The organism is Natrinema hispanicum, from assembly GCF_900111485.1.
Lineage (GTDB): Archaea > Halobacteriota > Halobacteria > Halobacteriales > Natrialbaceae > Natrinema > Natrinema hispanicum_A.
On record NZ_FOIC01000028.1, the window covers coordinates 16,895 to 34,335 of the forward strand.

At 63.0% G+C, this 17,441-nt stretch carries 13 protein-coding genes and 1 pseudogene; 10 read left to right on the plus strand and 4 right to left on the minus strand.

Translation table 11 applies throughout. The features are described from left to right. Nucleotides 1-32: 32 nt before the first annotated feature. A pseudogene (locus BSG09_RS16525) lies at nt 33-3,402 on the minus strand (PAS domain S-box protein). 243 nt (nt 3,403-3,645) lie between these two features. On the opposite strand from BSG09_RS16525, the gene BSG09_RS16530 reads away from it, so the two are divergent. After that, complete coding sequence (locus BSG09_RS16530; RefSeq protein WP_139246253.1) at nt 3,646-3,933, plus strand: DUF7344 domain-containing protein; 288 nt, start codon at nt 3,646-3,648, stop codon at nt 3,931-3,933. A 3-nt stretch (nt 3,934-3,936) separates the two neighbouring features. Here BSG09_RS16530 and BSG09_RS16535 read toward each other — a convergent pair whose 3' ends face one another. Together BSG09_RS16535 and BSG09_RS16540 are read right to left on the minus strand one after the other, a co-directional pair. After that, nucleotides 3,937-4,668, minus strand: coding sequence for a DICT sensory domain-containing protein (locus tag BSG09_RS16535; protein ID WP_092935063.1), 732 nt, complete (start codon nt 4,666-4,668; stop codon nt 3,937-3,939). Continuing rightward, complete coding sequence (locus BSG09_RS16540; RefSeq protein WP_092935065.1) at nt 4,665-5,036, minus strand: DUF7344 domain-containing protein; 372 nt, start codon at nt 5,034-5,036, stop codon at nt 4,665-4,667. Before BSG09_RS16540 ends, BSG09_RS16535 begins: the two co-directional genes overlap by 4 nt. A gap of 213 nt (nt 5,037-5,249) precedes the next feature. Here BSG09_RS16540 and aroC point away from each other — a divergent pair, with 213 nt between their 5' ends. From aroC to BSG09_RS16570, 6 genes are all read left to right on the plus strand, one after another. Next, the gene (aroC, locus tag BSG09_RS16545; protein ID WP_092935067.1) at nt 5,250-6,500 is read left to right on the plus strand and encodes a chorismate synthase; all 1,251 of its coding nucleotides are present in this window, start codon (nt 5,250-5,252) and stop codon (nt 6,498-6,500) included. A gap of 139 nt (nt 6,501-6,639) precedes the next feature. After that, a complete protein-coding gene (locus BSG09_RS16550) occupies nt 6,640-7,419 on the plus strand; it encodes a PHP domain-containing protein (protein ID WP_092935069.1) in 780 nt (259 codons plus the stop codon). 235 nt (nt 7,420-7,654) lie between these two features. Then, complete coding sequence (locus tag BSG09_RS16555; RefSeq protein ID WP_092935071.1) at nt 7,655-8,701, plus strand: thiamine pyrophosphate-dependent dehydrogenase E1 component subunit alpha; 1,047 nt, start codon at nt 7,655-7,657, stop codon at nt 8,699-8,701. Then, a complete protein-coding gene (locus BSG09_RS16560) occupies nt 8,698-9,699 on the plus strand; it encodes an alpha-ketoacid dehydrogenase subunit beta (protein WP_092935073.1) in 1,002 nt (333 codons plus the stop codon). The genes BSG09_RS16555 and BSG09_RS16560 overlap by 4 nt, the downstream gene beginning before the upstream one ends. Nucleotides 9,700-9,711: 12 nt before the next feature. Then, nucleotides 9,712-10,734, plus strand: a complete 1,023-nt coding sequence (locus BSG09_RS16565) for an NAD(+)/NADH kinase (protein ID WP_092935075.1) — start codon at nt 9,712-9,714, stop codon at nt 10,732-10,734. A 60-nt stretch (nt 10,735-10,794) separates the two neighbouring features. After that, on the plus strand, nt 10,795-11,304 hold the full coding sequence (locus BSG09_RS16570; RefSeq protein WP_092935077.1) for a VOC family protein: 510 nt from the start codon (nt 10,795-10,797) through the stop codon (nt 11,302-11,304). A gap of 27 nt (nt 11,305-11,331) precedes the next feature. Here the strand turns inward: BSG09_RS16570 and BSG09_RS16575 are convergent, their stop codons facing one another. After that, the gene (locus BSG09_RS16575; protein ID WP_092935079.1) at nt 11,332-13,143 is read right to left on the minus strand and encodes a 2-oxo acid dehydrogenase subunit E2; all 1,812 of its coding nucleotides are present in this window, start codon (nt 13,141-13,143) and stop codon (nt 11,332-11,334) included. Nucleotides 13,144-13,383: 240 nt separating this feature from the next. Here BSG09_RS16575 and BSG09_RS16580 point away from each other — a divergent pair, with 240 nt between their 5' ends. The 3 genes from BSG09_RS16580 (at nt 13,384) to BSG09_RS16590 (ending at nt 17,298) form a co-directional block, all read left to right on the plus strand. Next, nucleotides 13,384-15,288, plus strand: coding sequence for a 2-oxoacid:acceptor oxidoreductase subunit alpha (locus BSG09_RS16580; RefSeq protein ID WP_092935081.1), 1,905 nt, complete (start codon nt 13,384-13,386; stop codon nt 15,286-15,288). 3 nt (nt 15,289-15,291) lie between these two features. Beyond that, on the plus strand, nt 15,292-16,227 hold the full coding sequence (locus BSG09_RS16585; protein ID WP_092935083.1) for a thiamine pyrophosphate-dependent enzyme: 936 nt from the start codon (nt 15,292-15,294) through the stop codon (nt 16,225-16,227). A gap of 717 nt (nt 16,228-16,944) precedes the next feature. Beyond that, nucleotides 16,945-17,298 carry a hypothetical protein gene (locus BSG09_RS16590; protein ID WP_092935085.1) on the plus strand — a complete coding sequence of 118 codons (354 nt, stop codon included), beginning with the start codon at nt 16,945-16,947 and terminating at the stop codon, nt 17,296-17,298. Nucleotides 17,299-17,441: the final 143 nt, after the last annotated feature.

Consider the following 17,441-nt stretch of genomic DNA (forward strand, 5'->3'; position numbering starts at 1 on the left):
GTGTGGCGTCGGGCGGCCGACACACGACGCGGTCACGGTCCTCTCGAGCTCGAAAGTAACGAGTTGAAGATCTTCTTCTGTGCGCGCCGGAGGTGCTGATGGAACGTCGCCGGTGCGATCTCGAGCGACGCAGAGACGTCCTCGCCGGAGGCGTCGCGGGGCCACTCGAAAAAGCCCGCGTGATAGGCTGCCTCGAGGGCCGCTCGCTGGCGATCAGTAAGCTCGTCTGTCAGCACGTGGCGGATGCGTTCGGCGGTCGTGTCGGGGCGCGTGATCTGGCGGTGTTTCAGCAGTTCCGCGGCTGGATAGGTCGTCTGTACGACATCGATTGCGCGCCGAACGTCGGCACCCGGTGCGAGGAGGACCGTCATCCGGTAGTCGCCGTCTTCGACGACGACCCGCTCGATGGCCCCGCCCAGCGAGGCGACCGTCGACAGCACCGGTGGATCGGAAAGCCGGAGTTCGAAACTCGTTGGCCCGTCTGCGGTCCGGTAGGTTATGTCCGCCCAGTGTGGGATCGTGTCGACGAGCGCGTCCATCCCTGCGATAGCATCCTCGGTGAGCGTCCCGTAGGCGAGATACTCGTCGTTCTCGATGGGGATGATGTGGTCGAGCGTGATCGTGCCGGCGGCCGTCGCGTTGGCTCCGACGGCGGCAAAGATATCGCGAACACGAAACTGGAGTTCGACGACGTCGTCGCTCATCAACGCCCGCTTGCGCTCGGTGGCAGCGATCGCGTGGCCCACGACCTCTCCAAGTTGACTGATAACCGTCCGTTCCTCACCCTCGAACGCGTTCGGTCGGTCAGCATAAACGTTCAATACCCCGTAGACGGTGTCCTCGTAGATGATTGGGATCGCTGCCGACGAGCGGAAGCCGTACCGTTCGATATGGTCGCGCCAAGGGTCATGTCTGCTGTCAGCCTCGATATCCTGTGTCGTCTGAATCTCACGCTCGAGAATCGCCCGTCCCGTTGGCCCTTTGCTGCGCTCGTCGTCGGGATCGGTCGAGATCGTGATCTCGTCGAGATAGCCCTCAACGCCAGCCTCTGCTCGCAGGTTCACCGTCTGTGAGCCAACGTCGACGTCGCCGACCCAGGCGAACAGATACGACTCTGCCTCGGCGAGGCGCTCGCAGACGACGCGCTCGATCTCTTCGCGTGTCGACTGCGCGATCACCTCGTCGGTGATGCTGCGGACGACATCGTTGAGATTATTGAGTGCAGCGAGTTGCTCGCGCTGGCGCTCGAGGTCCTGTTCGTGCTCGATCCGTTCAGTGATGTCCTGAAACGCACCACGGAGCGCGACCACTTCGCCGTCAGTTTGCACGACATTACAAATCGCTCGAACCCATCGTTGGTCGCCATCGTCAGGCTGTAATCGAAGTGTTAGATCAAACGACTCGCCCTCCTCGATCGCGTGCTCGATCGCCTCGCGGATCCGCGGCCGATCTTCGGGATGGTAGAACGAAATCCCGTCCGCGAGGTCGACCTCCTGCTCCGGCGAGAGCCCGTGGATGCGATAAACCTCGTCGGTCCACCGGAGGTCGGCAGGCGTCGTACTCACGTCGAGTTCCCAGGCCCCAACGTTGGCCAGTTGCTGTGATTGTTCGAGCAGTTCCGTCGTTCGCTCGAGGCTGGCCTCGTGTTCGCGGAGCTGGCGCTCTTTTCGTTTGCGCTCAGTGATGTCCTGATAAATTGCCATGCCGCTGAACACGATCCCATCGTCGTCGGTTACGGGAGAGACATGTATCCACAGCTCGCGGCCGTCTTGTGTCACCTCGAACGTCGTCGTTTCGCCCTCGAGCGCGCGCTGATAGGCTGTCTCGACCTGATCGCAGGTTGCTGGCTCGGTGAACAATGTGCCGGCTGGCGCGCCGACAAGTTGGTCCGGACCAAGACGACACTGTTTGACGAGCTCGCCACCGACAAGCGTGTACTCGAGATCGTCGTCGAAGAGTGTGACCATGCCGTTCGGGAAGTTCTCGACGAGGGTGCGATAGCGACGTTCCGATTCTTCGAGGTCACGTTCGCGCTCCTTTTGCTCGCTAATATCCGTAAAGTAAACCGAGAGCCCGGACTCCGAAGGGAACACCTTGACGATCTCTCAGATGTCGAGCGGCGCAGAGTAGCGTTCGAAACTCGTCGCAGTCTGGGTAGCCAGCGCCGTTTCGTACCGGTCACGGAGCGGATCATCGACGGGGACGGACAGCGCCTGCCAGATGTTTCTGCCAAGCAGTTCGGATTCGGCGTGGCCCAGCAACGTTTCGGCGCGGTCGTTGACGTAGGTAAATCGGAACTCGTCGTCGAGTGCGTAGAACGCGTCGTCGATCCGCTCGAAGACCGCATCGAGTTCGGCTTCGAGGTCGTCGTGCTGGCGCTCGAGACGTTTCGCCTGCTCTTTCAGTTGCGTAATGTCGTCGACCGTAACGATGACACCGGCGTCATCGTCGAGTGGCTCAGCGTTTATTGAGAGCCACCGCGTCTGTCCGTCACAACCCTCGACCTGACCGTGCTGGTTGACGACCGACTCGCCGGTCGCGAGCGCCCGCGCTGCTGGCCGCTCCGAATATGGGATCACATCCCCGTCCTCGTCGAGCAGGGGCAAGCCGCCAAGCACGTATGTTTCCGGGTCGGTCCCAGTCAACCCCAGACACTTCGAGAACTGTTGGTTTGCGCGCCGGATTTCGCCGTCGGTATCGAAGATTGCGATCCCCGTCGGACTGGCCTCGAGGACGCGCTCGAGGAGGGTTCGTTCCGTGTGACAGGCGTGTGCCGAGCGTTTCCGATCTGTCACGTCGTAGTAGAGTTCGATTCGAGCCAGCATAATCGCCGGACTCGATCGGCTTGCTCCGGTATTCGAGCCAGCGTTCCTCGCGGTCTTCGCCGGCCGTGACGTGACACTCGAACCGTTCGATGTCCGTATTATCTTCGTCGGCCGCCAGCACGGCATTGGCGAACGAAACACCGTCGTCGACGACGGTCGAGAGGTGCTCGGTTACGAGCGCTCGGTTGTCCCGGCCGAGGGCACCGTCGCGGTCGAGACCGAAATACCGCTCGGCCGTCTCGTTGAGCCACACCACCTCGCGGTCCGCATCGAGGACGAAGAGGCCGATCTCGGCGGCATCGATTACGTCGATCAGCGGTCCAGCAACGGCGGGACGGTCCTCGCCGGCGGTGGTCCGATCGGCCGCTGACGGTGGTCGCCACCAGACACGTGCACTCGCTCCGACTTTCTTGGTCTCGAGTCGGCCGTGCTCGACGAGCCGATCCAACCGGTCGTACGTGCTCCGTCTCCCGAGATCGAGCCTGTCAGCCACCTCGTTGGTCGTCCGTGGGACCCCAGCGTCGTCGAAACATGCAAGCGTTTCCCGGAGGTTTTCGGTCAACGCGGAAGCCGTCATTGCGTTCTACAACGCGACTCGGTCCCTATAACCCCTCCGCCGACGGAGCGTATTCCGGAACGGGAAAACGAGATTCCCACAGGCAGTCCAGCGTGTGGATACGGGACTGTAGTGGGGGCGACATATGGCGGGTTCCCAGCAGAGAATTACCTAATTATATCTAGCGCACGCTTCCGGAAAGCCCGGAACGAGTAGAAAACGATGACACAATCGCTACGCGATCGTCTGGAGGTCCCTCCCATCGTGGACGAGCGCGACCGATTGCTCGCGTCCCAACGGTGTCGGCTCGTCCTCGAGCACTTTGCAGGACGGGCCGACCCCGTCGACCTCACCGCGCTGGCGTCGGCAATCGCCACGCGAGAACAGAACCACGACACAGGCCACGAGTGCGTCGAGCACGTCGCGATCTCGCGCCACCACGTCCACCTCTCCATGCTGTCTCAGTTCGGTCTCCTCGAGTACGACGCCGGCAACGCGCGGGTCGCATCGTGTCCGAGCCGTGCTGACACTCGTACACTTCCGATCTCATGAAAGCTATGACACGTCGTACGTCGTCTCGAGATACGTAACCAGCCGTTCGACCAGCTCCGGATCGTACGTCCAGAACCCGTAGAATTCGTCCGGACGGCGCTCTTTTGCGAGTAACGCACAGGCTTCCAGTTCGTTGTCGCCACCATCGAAGACCACGAACCAGTAGTTGCCGAGTTCGCTGCCGGTCTCAGAGACGACGGTCACTCCCTCGGGGACCGGCTCGGTCCAGTCGTCGCCGAGAAACACCGCGACCGTCAGCGAGCCGTAGCTCCCGAACCGATCGTAGACCTCTCGCTGTGCGGCAAGCGCCGTCGCACGTTCGAAGCCCGTGTACAGTCGACCAGTGCCGACGCGCCACGCCCGATCTTCAATCTCGCGGGACGTTGCCAACATCTGCCGCGGGCGATACGACGTAAACAGTGTCTTCTCGAGGAAGCTGAACAGGTTCGTTCGGTCATCCGCCGTCTCCGCAAGCTCCCACGGCGGATGAATCCGCGGCGAGAGCATCGCCTGAAATCCGTCGAGCCCCAGCGCGCCCCGAAACTCACCGGTGACATCCCGTATGATCACGAACCCCGGCTCGTCGAGCGAGCCGAGCGACTGGTGGCGGACATCGACGTTTCGCGTCTCGAACTGCCGGCGCAGTGCCTCGAGGATCGCGTCGTCGTTGGTGTGGACCTCGAGCGTTTTTCGCTCGCGTTCGACCGTTTCGATGAATTCACCAAGCGAGTTCATGCTTCCGTGTCGGTCACGCCCAACGCGTCGCTGACGGCGTCCGGAATGTCGGTCTCAGAGACGGCCTTCGTCTCGGTATCGAACGCGATGAACCCCAGTTCAGCGAGTCGAGGAAGGATCGCGTGATACAGTCGCAGCTGAATCTGCTCGCGATCGGACGGCGCAGCGATCGCTCCCGTCTCGCTTGCGACTTTGGCAGTGACCACATCGGCAAGTTCCTCGAGCGTCGGCGCTGGATGGTCGTGGAGATAGACGAGCACGGCGCGGGTGTGGCGGTCCCCGAGCAAGCGGACGACATCGTCGAACGGGAACTCGTCGGCCGCTTCCCGGAGCGCATACAGATCGGGCTCGAACTGTTCGTCGCCCATGGGTAGTTGTGTGTTGGCATGCAACAAATAGATACGCACGTCGCCTGCAGCGACAGCCAACGATTGTTGGGCCACACGCCTACGTGACGTGTGTTGGCATACGCGTTCGCTGCCCGCTGTCAGTAACAGTTCGATCCGATCTATCTAGACAGCGTTCGAGCGTCGTGCGAGAATCCTGCAGGGCTAAGTGTCCCCGTCTCTGAGGACGTGATAATGAACGGCAACCGCTTCGGTCGCCTCTTTCAGGTGACCACGTTCGGCGAGAGCCACGGGGAGGCGATGGGCTGTACCATCTCGGGCTGTCCCGCCGGCCTCGAGCTCTCCGCAGAGGACATTCAGGAAGACCTCGATCGGCGCAAGCCGGGCCAGTCGATGATCACGACCAGCCGTGGCGAACCCGACGCCGTCTCGATCAAATCCGGGATTCAGGACGGCTACACGACAGGGACGCCGATCGGGCTCGTCATCCAGAACAAAGACGCCCGCTCGGGCAAGTACGAACCGTTCATCACCGCGCCACGACCCAGCCACGGCGACTTTACTTACTCGGCAAAGTTCGGCACCCGCAACTGGGGCGGCGGCGGCCGCTCGTCGGCCCGCGAAACGGTCAACTGGGTCGCCGCAGGCGCGATCGCAAAGAAACTGCTCGCACGCGAAGGGATCGAACTCAAAGCCCACGTCAACCAGATCGGTGACATTGAGGCCCCCGAGGTGAGCTTCGAGGAGATGCTCGAGCACAGCGAGGAAAACGACGTTCGGTGTGCCCACCCCGAAACCGCCGAGGAGATGCAAGAGCGGATCGCGGAGTATCAGGAGGAAGGCGACTCCATCGGCGGCAGCATCTACTTCGAGGCACAGGGCGTCCCCGTCGGCCTCGGCGCGCCGCGCTTTGACTCCCTCTCCGCGCGACTCGGCCAGGCCATGATGGCCGTCCCGGCGGCGACGGCTTTCGAGTTCGGCCTCGGAACCGAGGCTGCCGAGTGGACCGGCAAAGAGCGCAACGACGACTGGGAGTTCGACGACAGCGAGGGGCATCGCGCCTCGGAGGAGAGTAGCGCGGAGCAAAGCTCCGCGGACAGTCAAGCGGCGAAGCCGCGAGACGACGGCGACGAGCCGCGAACGTGGGGCAATCCGACGCCGGTCGAGAACGACCACGGCGGCATTCAGGGCGGTATCAGCTCCGGCGAACCGATCTACGGCGAGGTCACGCTGCACGCACCGACGTCGATCCCGAAGGCCCAGCAGACCGCCGACTGGGAAACCGGCGAACTCAAAGAGGAGAAGGTCATCGGCCGCCACGACCCCGTCCTCCCGCCGCGTGGCGTCCCCGTCGTCGAGGCGATGCTCGCGCTGACGCTCGTCGACTTCATGCTCCTGTCGGGCCGGCTCAACCCCGACCGCGTCGACGACCAGCCCGGCAAGTACGACACAGACTACCACCCGAGCAACCCGCGCAACGAGTAGCGAACCGACACCGGCGTTCTGCCGGCACGCGGCGCGCGCTGTATCCGCGCAAACCAACCGATCGCAGTCGAACGGCATGTCAGCTCGAGTGTCTTTTCTCGAGCGTAACACCTAACCCACCGTCTGTGGTCGACGACATATGCGGGATTTTCACGTCCACTCGAACTACTCGGACGGCGAATTCCTCCGGTCGATGGCCCAAGCCGCCGCGTCGGCCGGACTCGAGGGCGTCGGCTTCGCCGACCACTGCAACGTGGCCACGCGTGACCACCACGCGTCGATGCGTAGCGTCTACGGGTTCAACCTCGATCTTACCTACGAGCGCCGGCGGCAGGGGATCGACCGCCTGCGCGAGGAGTTCGACCTCGAGATCTACGACGCCGTCGAGATGGACTACGATCCGCGCGACGAGGCCGCCATCGACGCCTTTCTCTCGGAGGCGGGCTTCGACTATGCGATCGGGAGCGTCCACGACGTCGATGGTCGCAACGTGCAGGTTCCGTCCCACTTCGATTCGATGAGCAACACCGAGTGTGATGCGGTCGTCGACGCGTATTTCGAACAACTCGTTGCACTCGTCGAATCGGAACTGTTCGAGATCGCAGCGCACGTCGATTTACTCGAGCGGACGCCGCCGCTGCGGGGCCGAGCGACCGACGACCACTATCGACGCGTGGCACGGGCGTTCGCCGAGTCGCGGACGATTCCGGAGGTCAACGCCGGACGGGCGCTGTCCGACGCCGACATCGTCCACCCGTCCGACCGATTTCTCTCCATTCTGCGCGAGTACGACGTGGCCGTGACCGTCGGCACCGACTCGCATCGGCCGAGCGAACTCCCTGATCGGGCCGACTTCCTTGCTGATTTCGTCCATGAAACGGGGCTCGAGCCGGTTGATCCCGACAGGCTCGCGAAGTAGTCGAACCGGTCAGTCCGGTCTGCACGATGACGACGGACTCGAGTTACAACAGCAAAGAGCCGAGACGCGAACAGCAATCGACGGTCGCTGGCCTGACCGTCGCGTACAGCAATTATCGAATCGAATTCGCCGATATCGGACACATTCACGATTCTCGACTGGTTTCTCGAGTGGTACCACCTAAAGATAGCTGCTAGATATATGTGTGGTGGTACCGTACCACAGTAGTGGCACAATGACAGAGTTAGACCTTGACAGTGCGGATGGCAGGCAAGAGGCGTTACGCCGGATGGTAACGATCCGGGCGTTCGACCAGGAGGCGGGGAATCGATTCGCAGACGGCGAGATTCCGGGTTTCGTCCATCTCTATATCGGTGAGGAGGCGGTCGGTGTCGGCACCTGTGCGGCACTCGAGTCCGACGACTATATCGCGAGTACACATCGTGGGCACGGCCACTGTATCGCGAAGGGGCTCGATCCGAAGTATATGATGGCCGAACTCTACGGCAAGGCTGAGGGCTACTGTAACGGCAAGGGTGGGTCGATGCACATCGCGGACGTCGACGCCGGGATGCTCGGCGCGAACGGCATCGTCGGTGCGGGGCCGCCGATGGCGACCGGCGCGGCGCTGTCCATCGACTACCAAGACCGCGACGAGGTCGCGGTCGGCTTCCTCGGTGACGGAGCCGTCGCGCAGGGACAGGTCCACGAAGCGATCAACCTCGCCTCGACCTGGGACCTGCCGGCCATCTTCGTCGTCGAGAACAACCACTATGGGGAGGGGACGCCGGTCGAGAAACAGCACAACCTCGACAACCTGAGCGATACGGCCCAGGCCTACGACATCCCCGGCGTGACGGTCGACGGCATGGACATCACTGCCGTCGCGGAGGCCGTCGCTGAAGCCCGTGACCGAGCCCGTGCCGGCGACGGGCCGACGATGGTCGAAGCCCAGACGTACCGCTACCGCGGCCACTACGAGGGCGACGAGGAGCCCTACCGCGACGACGATGAGATCGAACGCTGGAAAGAGCAAGATCCGATTGAATCGTTCAAAGACCGACTGATCGAGCGCGGCGAACTGACCCAAGAGGAGTTCGACGACCTCGAGTCCGAGATCGAGTCGACGATCGACGACGCCATCGAGTACGCGCAGGCAGCGGACTATCCGGAGCCAAGCGCGGCCTACGAGGACATGTTCGTCGACCAGCCACCAGAACTCCAGCACTTTGCGAACGTCGCACGGACCGACGGCGGCGCAAACGGCGGTGACCACCGATGACAGCACAGGCAGAACTCGAACTCGAAACCGAGACGATGACCGTACGGGAGGCGATCCGACAGGGCCTCCGCGAAGAACTCGAGCGTGACGAGGATGTCTACCTGATGGGCGAAGACGTCGGGCTCTTTGGCGGCGTCCTCGAGGTAACGGGCGGCCTCTACGAGGAGTTCGGCGGCGAGCGGGTCCGGGATACGCCGATCAGTGAGGCCGGCTTTATGGGTGCGGCAACCGGCGCAGCGGCGACGGGCACGCGGCCGGTCGTCGAGCTCATGTTCTCGGATTTCATGGGCGTCTCGATGGAACAGATCATGAACCAGATGGCGAAGATGCACTACATGTTCGGCGGGAAAGCCGAACTCCCAGTCACCGTCCGAACGACAGAGGGCGGTGGGATGGGTGCTGCCAGCCAGCACTCGGGGACGGTCCATACCTGGATCGCACACTTCCCAGGACTGAAGGCCGTCGCGCCGGGAACCGCCGCGAGTGCAAAAGGGCTGACAAAGGCCGCCATCCGCTCGGATGACCCCGTCTTCGTCTTCGAGAACAAAATGATCTACGAGCAGTCGGGCCAAGTCCCGACCGACGAGGACTTCACGGTTCCGATCGGGAAGGCGGCCGTCGAACGCGAGGGCGAGGACGTCACCGTCGTCGCCACCCAGCGACTCGTCGGCGAGTCACTCGGCGTAGCTGACTCGCTCGAGGGCGACGTGAGCGTCGAGGTCATCGACCCGCGCTCGCTGTATCCGCTCGATACCGACACGATCGTCGAGAGCGTCGAGAAGACCGGCCGGCTGGTCGTCGCTGACGAGAGTCCGCTTTCGTATGGGACGCACGCGGAAATCATCGCTCGTGTCCAAGAAGAGGCGTTCTTCAGCCTCGACGCACCGATCATGCGGGTCGGCACGCCTGACACGCACATGCCGTTCAGCCCGCCGCTCGAGCAGGAGGTCCTGCCCGGCGACGACGACGTCAAAGCCGCGATCCAGCGGATCTCGTAGCGGGGCCGCCACGTGGCGACTATCGGACTGATCGTCAACCCCGCGGCAGGTCGTGACATTCGCCGGCTCACCGGCGGCGCGAGCGTCGTCGACAACTACGCGAAGCGCCGGGTCGCCGAGTGTGTCTGTGACGGCTTGACCATCACGGGCGAGCCCCTCGAGGTGCTCGTCATGCCCGACCGGACGGGAATCGCCGACCACGCGGTCGCGGAGGCTCCCGCGGAGACCGACGCGACGACGCTCGAGATGCCGATCGAGGAGAGTTCGGCCGACACCCGACGGGCAGCAGCCCGCTTTCGCGAGGAAGCCGACGCTGCAGTCGTCCTCGGCGGCGACGGCACGACCCGCGACGCCGCGCTCGAACTCGGCGACGTGCCACTGGTCGCGGTTTCGACGGGGACGAACAACGTCGTGCCGTCGGCCGTCGACGGCACCGTTGCGGGCGCGGCTGCGGCACTCGTCGCGACTGGAACGGTCCCAGCCGACGCGGTGACAACGCGACACGGTACGGTCGAGGCACGCGCCGAGACGTCGACCGGCGAGCGGCGGCTGACCGGACTTGCAGCCGCAGAGGTCTCCTCGAAGTCGTTTATTGGGACACGCGCGCTGCTCGATCCGTCCGACCTCCGTGGCGGGGTCGTGTCACAGGCCCACCCCAGTAACATCGGGCTCCCAGCCGTCGCAGGCGCTCTCGAGCCACTTTCCCCCACCGACCCCGGCGGCGTCGCCGTCCGACTTACTGATCCCGACGATGCGCCCCGATGTGTCCGCGCGATCGTCGCGCCGGGCGTCACCGCGACGGTCGGCGTCACGTCGTGCGACCGACTCGAGCCGGGCGAACCCGCCACGTTCGACGTGCCCGACGGTGTCGTCGGTGCCGACGGCGAGCGCGAACTCGAACTCACCGACGCGACGGTCGAACTGACGCCTGTTCCGGACGGGCCGCGACTCGTCGATATCGACGCGACGCTCGAGCGGGGTGCACAAGCGGGCGGCTTCGAGATTCCCGCCGTCGACGAGCCGCAGAGAGAGTAGCCGCTCCGAGTCGGCGGGCAAAGCGTTACGTCGACTGTCGTGGTAGCGATATCCGCTACAATGGCAACAGATAACATTCCACATGTAGATGTCGAAATTCCGGAACTGTCGCAGATCGCGTTCGTCGTCGAGGATATCGACGACGGGATGGACCGGTTCGGCTCGATCCTCGGGGTTGGCCCCTGGGAAGTCTACCGGTTCGAGCCGCCGACGCTCACCGACCGGACCTACCACGGCGAGTCACACGAGTATTCGATGGTACTCGCGCTCACCCAGCTCGGCGAGACGATGATCGAGCTGATCGAACCGCTCGAGGGTGAGAGCATTTACACGGAACATCTCGAGGACCACGGCGAAGGGCTCCATCACGTTGCCTGTTTCGCGTTCGACGATCCGCACGCGGTCGTCGAGGCGTTCGAGGACGCTGGCCTACCGGTCATCCAGAGCGGCAACTACGGCGGCACCGAGTACTGGTACTTCGACACCGCCGACGAACTCAACGGCGCGATCTTCGAGACCGCGGCGAACGTTGACGCGATGCCGGAACCGGATCGGACGTATCCAGAGTAACGGGACCGTCAAACGGCCCGGCCGATTTTAGAGGCGCTCCCAGGTGAGGTCCAACTCGAGGTCCTCCCGAAGCATCTGCGAGACGTGACAGCCCCGCTCCCCGAGGTCGACGAGCCGGTCGACGGCCTCGTCGTCTTCGTCGGTTGCAAGGCGGATCGTCGCCGCGATGTCCTCGACTGATCCCTCCTCCGGCGTCGCATCGACGTCGACCTGGATCTCCGCGACCGACATGTCGCGTTTGCTCGCCTGGAATCGGGTACTCAGCGAGAGACAGGCGGCGAGGCCACTGAGGGCGACGTCGACCGGGGTCGGGCCGGTCTCGGTGCCGCCGCTGGATTCGGGCTCGTCGTACGTCCACTCGAAAGAGCCGGCCTCGATACGGCCTCGCATTCCCTCGGGGTTCGTGGCGGTAACCGATCGGCCTGGCATCTCCGTTTCTGCCCCGGCGGTCCCGCGCTCAGCTGCGTCTGCGACCTCGTCCGGCAGCAGCGGCCACGGCTCCTCGACGTAGTCGACGAGTGTCTCGAGGAACCGGGCTGCATCCGCCCCGTCGACGACCCGGTGGTCGAACGAGAGATCGAACGGGAGGTGGCGTCGCCACTCGAGACCGTTATCGTCGCCGCGGGTCGGTTGCTCGGCGATGGCGTCGACACCGAGGATGGCAACCTGTGGCGGATTGATGATCGGATCGAACGCCTCGACGCCGAGAACGCCGAGATTTGTTACGGTGAACGTCCCTCCCTGGAGGTCGTCCATGGTGTAGTCGCCGCTGATCGCGCGGTCGACGAGGGTTCGTCGCTCGTCGGCGAGTTCAGCAAGTGATTTGCTTTCGACATCCGGGAGTACCGGCGCGATCAGCCCCTGTTCGATATCGACGGCGATGCCGACGTTGTGTTCCTCCCAGAGTTCGTGGACATCGTCTTCGAACGTCGCATTGAACGCGGGATGATCCGCGAGCGTCGCCGAGATGGCCCGGAGAAGGACGTCCTGGACCGAAATATCGGTCTTGAGGGTCGCATCGGCGGCGTCGGCAGCCGAAAGCAATGCCTCGGCATCGGCCTCGCGGTGGACGGTCACGTGGGCGGCCTCACGGTCGCTCTCGCTCAACCGCGAGGCGATCGTCTGGCGCATCCCGCCGAACGGCCGCTCTTCAGCGAGGGTACGGCTTGTCCCGCCAGTCTCCACCGCAGCTGCTTCGACGTCCTCTTGGGTGATCGCGCCCTGATAGCCGCTCCCGTCGACGGCCGCAAGGTCGACGCCCAGTTCGTCCGCGCGAGCACGCGCTCGCGGCGACGCGTCCGGTTTGCCGGCACCCGCCCCCTCGCTGGCCACCCGTTCGACGTCTTCTTCGGTGATCGATCCCTGATAACCGGTCCCCTCGACTGTCGTCAGCTCGACACCCAACTCGTCCGCCCGGTCTCGGGCCCGGGGCGAGGCCGTGATCTCGTCGGCTGTCGTGCCGCCAGCGCTGGTTTCGGTCCCGCTTGCGGTCGGTTCAGCCGCTCCCTCGTCCGGTTCCGGCTCGGGTTCGCCCTCCTCGACCTCGACGTCGGCTTCGAGATCGGCCGTCGCTTCGGCCTCGAGATCGCCGATGTCGGCCTCCGCCGGCGCGACGATCCCGATGGGGGTTCCCGGCGGCACCGTCTCGTCGACCTCGAGGTAGGTTCGTCGCAACACGCCGTCTTCGCGAGCCTCGATCTCTCCGATACTCTTTTCAGACTCCACTTCCGCGACTAACTCTCCCTCCGAGACCGAGTCGCCCTCATCGATCGCCCATTCGAGGAGCGTCCCGCGTTCCATCTCGAGCCCGAGTTTCGGCATCCGAACGATGTAACCCATGGGATAGGATAGCATGAATAGGATATAAAAGGTACCGCCGGTCGATCATCGGACAGTGATCGATCACGCTGACGTAATGAGGGAGAACGCGGCATCGGCTTATCGATAATGATCTTCCATGCCATATTATTCAATGGATGTTCATTCTTCACGAAAGATACTTGTCAATCCATAGCAAAGGCTTTAGGCACGGTAGTGCGAAAATTCGAATACGGTTGGCCCATCGGCCACTGATCCACTATGAGTAGCGACGAACTTATCTGGCGAATCGCGGGCGGTTCCGGTGACGGGATCGACTCGACGAGCCAGAACTTTGCCAAGGCGCTGATGCGCTCGGGGCTCGACGTATTCACTCACCGGCACTATCCGTCGCGGATTCGCGGCGGCCACACGTACGTCGAGATTCGTGCCGCAGACCACAAGGTACAGTCACGTGGAGACGGCTACAACTTCCTGCTCGCACTGGGCGACTCCTTCGCCCGGAACCCACAGGAAGACGCCTTCTACGGCAACGAAGAGATCAAGCCGCTCTCGGAGAACCTTGATGAACTCCGCGAGGGCGGGATCATCATCTACGACGAAGGCCTCATCAGCGAGGAAGACGTCGACGCACTCGATCTCGAGGCCCGTGCCGAGGAAAACGACTGGCACGTCTTCCCGATGGACCTCCGGGGACTCGCCCGCGAGCACGGCCGCGAGGTCATGCGTAACACTGCTGGCGTCGGCGCGACGGCTGCGCTGCTCGAGATGGATCTCGAACACATCGAGGACCTGATGTCCGACGCGATGGGCGGCGACGTGCTCGAGGCGAACCTCGAGATCCTCCACGAGGCATACGATACCGTTACCGAGGAATACGACTTCGAGCACGACCTGCGAGCCCCCGAAGGCTCGCACGAGGCTGAGCAGGCGCTGTTGTCGGGCTCGAACGCGATCGCCTACGGCGCGATCGACGCCGGCTGTCGGTTCATCTCCGGCTACCCGATGACGCCGTGGACGGACGTGTTCACCATCCTCAGCCAGAACTTCCCCGACATGGGTGGCATCTCCGAGCAGGTCGAAGACGAGATCGCTGCTGCGGCGCTGGCCGTCGGTGCGAGCCACGCCGGCGTCAAGGCGATGTCCGGCTCTTCGGGAGGTGGCTTCGCGCTGATGAGCGAACCGCTCGGTCTCGCCGAGATGACCGAGACCCCGGTGGTCCTCATCGAGGCCATGCGTGCCGGTCCCTCGACCGGGATGCCGACGAAACCCGAACAGTCCGACTTAGAGCACATCCTCTATACGAGTCAGGGCGATTCCCAGCGCGTCGTCTTCGCGCCCGGGAACATCGAGGAAGCCTACGAGCAGACCCGGCTGGCCTTCGAAATCGCCTGGGACTACCAGCTCCCGGCGATCATCATCTACGATCAGAAGCTCTCCGGCGAGAACACCAACGTCGATGTCGACTTTTTCGACCGCGAACCCGCGCCGGATCTCGGATCGACGCTCACCGAGGAGGAACTCCGGGAGGCCGCCCACGACAACTCCGGGAAGTTCAAGCGCTTCAACTACGAGGACGCCGAAAACGGCGTCGCATCGCGCTCGATCCCCGGCCAAAAGGGCGGGCGCTTCCTTGCGACCGGCAACGAACACAGCCCCGTCGGCCACATCAGCGAAGACCCCGACAACCGCGTCGCCCAGATGGACCGCCGCCTCGAGAAACTCGAGTCGATCCGTGAGGACCTCGACAGCCGAGAATCGTCGACTCAGACTTACTTCGGCGACGAGACGGCTGACTACGGGATCATCACGTGGGGCTCGAGTCAGGGTGCCGTCGAGGAGGCCGTCGAGCGACTCAACGACGCCGGCCACTCGGTGAAAGGCATCAGCGTCTCCGACATGATGCCGTTTGCCGAGGCCGACGTGACCGAATTCCTCGAGAGTGTCGACGAGGCGATGGTCGTCGAGATGAACGCCACCGCACAGTTCCGCGGCCTGCTCCAGAAGGAACTGGGCCGGTTCGGCGAGAAGCTGACCAGCCTACTGAAGTACAACGGCGAGCCGTTCGAGCCCGCCGAGATCGTCGAGGGCTACGAGGTCAACTTCGTCGAGGAAGAGCGCGAACCGACCGCACAGGTACGAATCGAACCAGCTGCAGGTGACTGACCAATGAGTGCATTCAACGCGATCGGAGAGGAACGGGAAATCGACCGGGACGAGTACACGCCCGGTGTCGAACCACAGCCAACCTGGTGTCCAGGCTGTGGTGACTTCGGCGTCCTGAAGGCGCTGAAACAGGCGCTGCCGGAGGCCGGCAAGACGCCCGAAGAAGTGCTGACTGTCACCGGGATCGGCTGTTCGGGCAAGCTCAACAGCTATCTCGACACCTACGGCTTCCACACGATCCACGGGCGCTCGCTGCCCGTGGCTCGAGCCGCCAAACTCGCAAATCCCGACCTCGAGGTCATCGCCGCCGGCGGTGACGGCGACGGCTACGGGATCGGTGGCAACCACTTCATCCACTCGGCCCGCGAGAACCACGACATCACCTACATCGTCTTCAACAACGAGATCTTCGGCCTGACGAAAGGCCAGACCTCGCCGACGAGTCCGAAGGGCCACAAGTCCAAAACGCAGCCCTCGGGCAGCGCGAAGACGCCGATCCGGCCGCTGTCGATGTCGCTGAACGCCGGTGCGAGCTACGTCGCCCGCACTGCCGCCGTCAACCCCAACCAGGCCAAAGAAATCATCAAAGAGGCCATCGAACACGACGGCTTCGCCCACATCGACTTCCTGACTCAGTGTCCGACCTGGAACAAAGATGCCCGCCAGTACGTCCCCTATGTCGACGTCCAGGAGTCCGACGACTACGACTTCGACGTCACGAACCGGGCCGAAGCCGCCGAGATGATGCGCGAGACCGAGGACGTCTTAAACGAGGGGACCGTCCTCACCGGCCGCTACTACGTCGACGAGGACCGACCGTCCTACACCGAGGAGAAACGGGCCGTCGGCGAACTGCCCGACGAGCCACTGGCCGAACGGTACTTCGACGACGACGCCGAGTGGGAGCGCAGCTACGACCTGCTCGAGCGACACACGTAATTCGACCGTCGACGCCGACCCAGAGCTGACGGTCGGCTGCCGTCTCGAGCCCGCCTCCACATACGGTTCGCTGTCTCTGTTTTCTGGCACTGGCTGAGACGGGTTCCTGTCACGAATCCCAGTGTACCCGCAGGACGGCCGCGGCCCCACCGGCACTGACTGACAGCAGACCTATGCCAGGGGTCCGTATCAGCAGTTTCGTGTCCCGCGTCGAGTCCACCTTAGGGCCGGTTGTTCGCGGGCTCGATGACCGAATCGACAGCTCTATTGAATCGCCAGACGGCGTTGGAATCAGTTGGTCACGTACTGTTTGCTGGTATCGACGAGACATCTCCGTTGCACAGCATTGCCGGCGAGTCGCTTGCAGAACCAGTGTCAGAATTCTATCGACCGAGAAACACATTTAGCCGAAGCGCTGCTTCAGTGGCGGTCAGGTCCAGATCTCTGACCCCAACCGCTCGAGACCGCCTGTGAGACCTCCTCGTCCCGTAGTGTTCGCGCGACGCTGCGATTCACTGACGGTAGTGTGACAGAACCGTTCGACTGGGAACCGTAGATCACAACCCTCGAGTATGAACGCTGATCGCTGGTGAGAGAACTGGATAAGTGAGTAATAGCTCTGAAAGAGCCGCGTTATGAGTTTACACGTCGGAGTGACCAGAGTTCGAGAACAGTGTTCTTCCCAAGCTTTTACACAGTATTTCGAGTGTATCCGTTATGACCTCAGGGCTGGACCCGACGGAGGTATACGACGGTTCGATTACCGTCCGACTCTTGGATGATCGAACTGGAACGGAGACAGTCACCTGTTCCTCATACGAAGAAGCGATCGAGGTCGTCAAAGAGAACCAACATTCGGTCACAGTCGCAAAAATATCAAATCGAGATAATGATGTCGTCTTCACGTCTGCAGACATGGATATTGCTGACTGGGAAAGTATCTGGCACCGGGAGAAACTCCGTCAGTCTGCCAGCGGAGACGAGTACGACTGTCCCTACGATAGCGTTTCGTGTTTTGCTGACGACTTGTGTGTCCAGTGTAAAATCGACAAAGTGCAAAGGCAGTCCTGACCGAATTCGGCTGTCTACTCGGTCGGGTGTTATTTATTGTGACTGTGAAACTTACCGACCAAGTCGCGTCGAAGCTTACGCAACGTCAAGAAATAGCGGGAAGTAGATTTGAACTACTGGTCTGCGGGTTATGAGCCCGCCGG

Excerpts from the sequence above, each read along its gene's own strand:
- BSG09_RS16570 (WP_092935077.1), top strand. The coding sequence starts at position 10,795 with ATGGCAACAGATAACATTCCACATGTAGATGTCGAAATTCCGGAACTG.
- BSG09_RS16585 (WP_092935083.1), top strand. The coding sequence starts at position 15,292 with ATGAGTGCATTCAACGCGATCGGAGAGGAACGGGAAATCGACCGGGAC.
- BSG09_RS16550 (WP_092935069.1), top strand. The coding sequence starts at position 6,640 with ATGCGGGATTTTCACGTCCACTCGAACTACTCGGACGGCGAATTCCTC.
- BSG09_RS16555 (WP_092935071.1), top strand. The coding sequence starts at position 7,655 with ATGACAGAGTTAGACCTTGACAGTGCGGATGGCAGGCAAGAGGCGTTA.
- BSG09_RS16540 (WP_092935065.1), bottom strand. The coding sequence starts at position 5,036 with ATGGGCGACGAACAGTTCGAGCCCGATCTGTATGCGCTCCGGGAAGCG.
- BSG09_RS16560 (WP_092935073.1), top strand. The coding sequence starts at position 8,698 with ATGACAGCACAGGCAGAACTCGAACTCGAAACCGAGACGATGACCGTA.
- BSG09_RS16535 (WP_092935063.1), bottom strand. The coding sequence starts at position 4,668 with ATGAACTCGCTTGGTGAATTCATCGAAACGGTCGAACGCGAGCGAAAA.
- aroC (WP_092935067.1), top strand. The coding sequence starts at position 5,250 with ATGAACGGCAACCGCTTCGGTCGCCTCTTTCAGGTGACCACGTTCGGC.
- BSG09_RS16575 (WP_092935079.1), bottom strand. The coding sequence starts at position 13,143 with ATGGGTTACATCGTTCGGATGCCGAAACTCGGGCTCGAGATGGAACGC.
- BSG09_RS16590 (WP_092935085.1), top strand. The coding sequence starts at position 16,945 with ATGACCTCAGGGCTGGACCCGACGGAGGTATACGACGGTTCGATTACC.
- BSG09_RS16580 (WP_092935081.1), top strand. The coding sequence starts at position 13,384 with ATGAGTAGCGACGAACTTATCTGGCGAATCGCGGGCGGTTCCGGTGAC.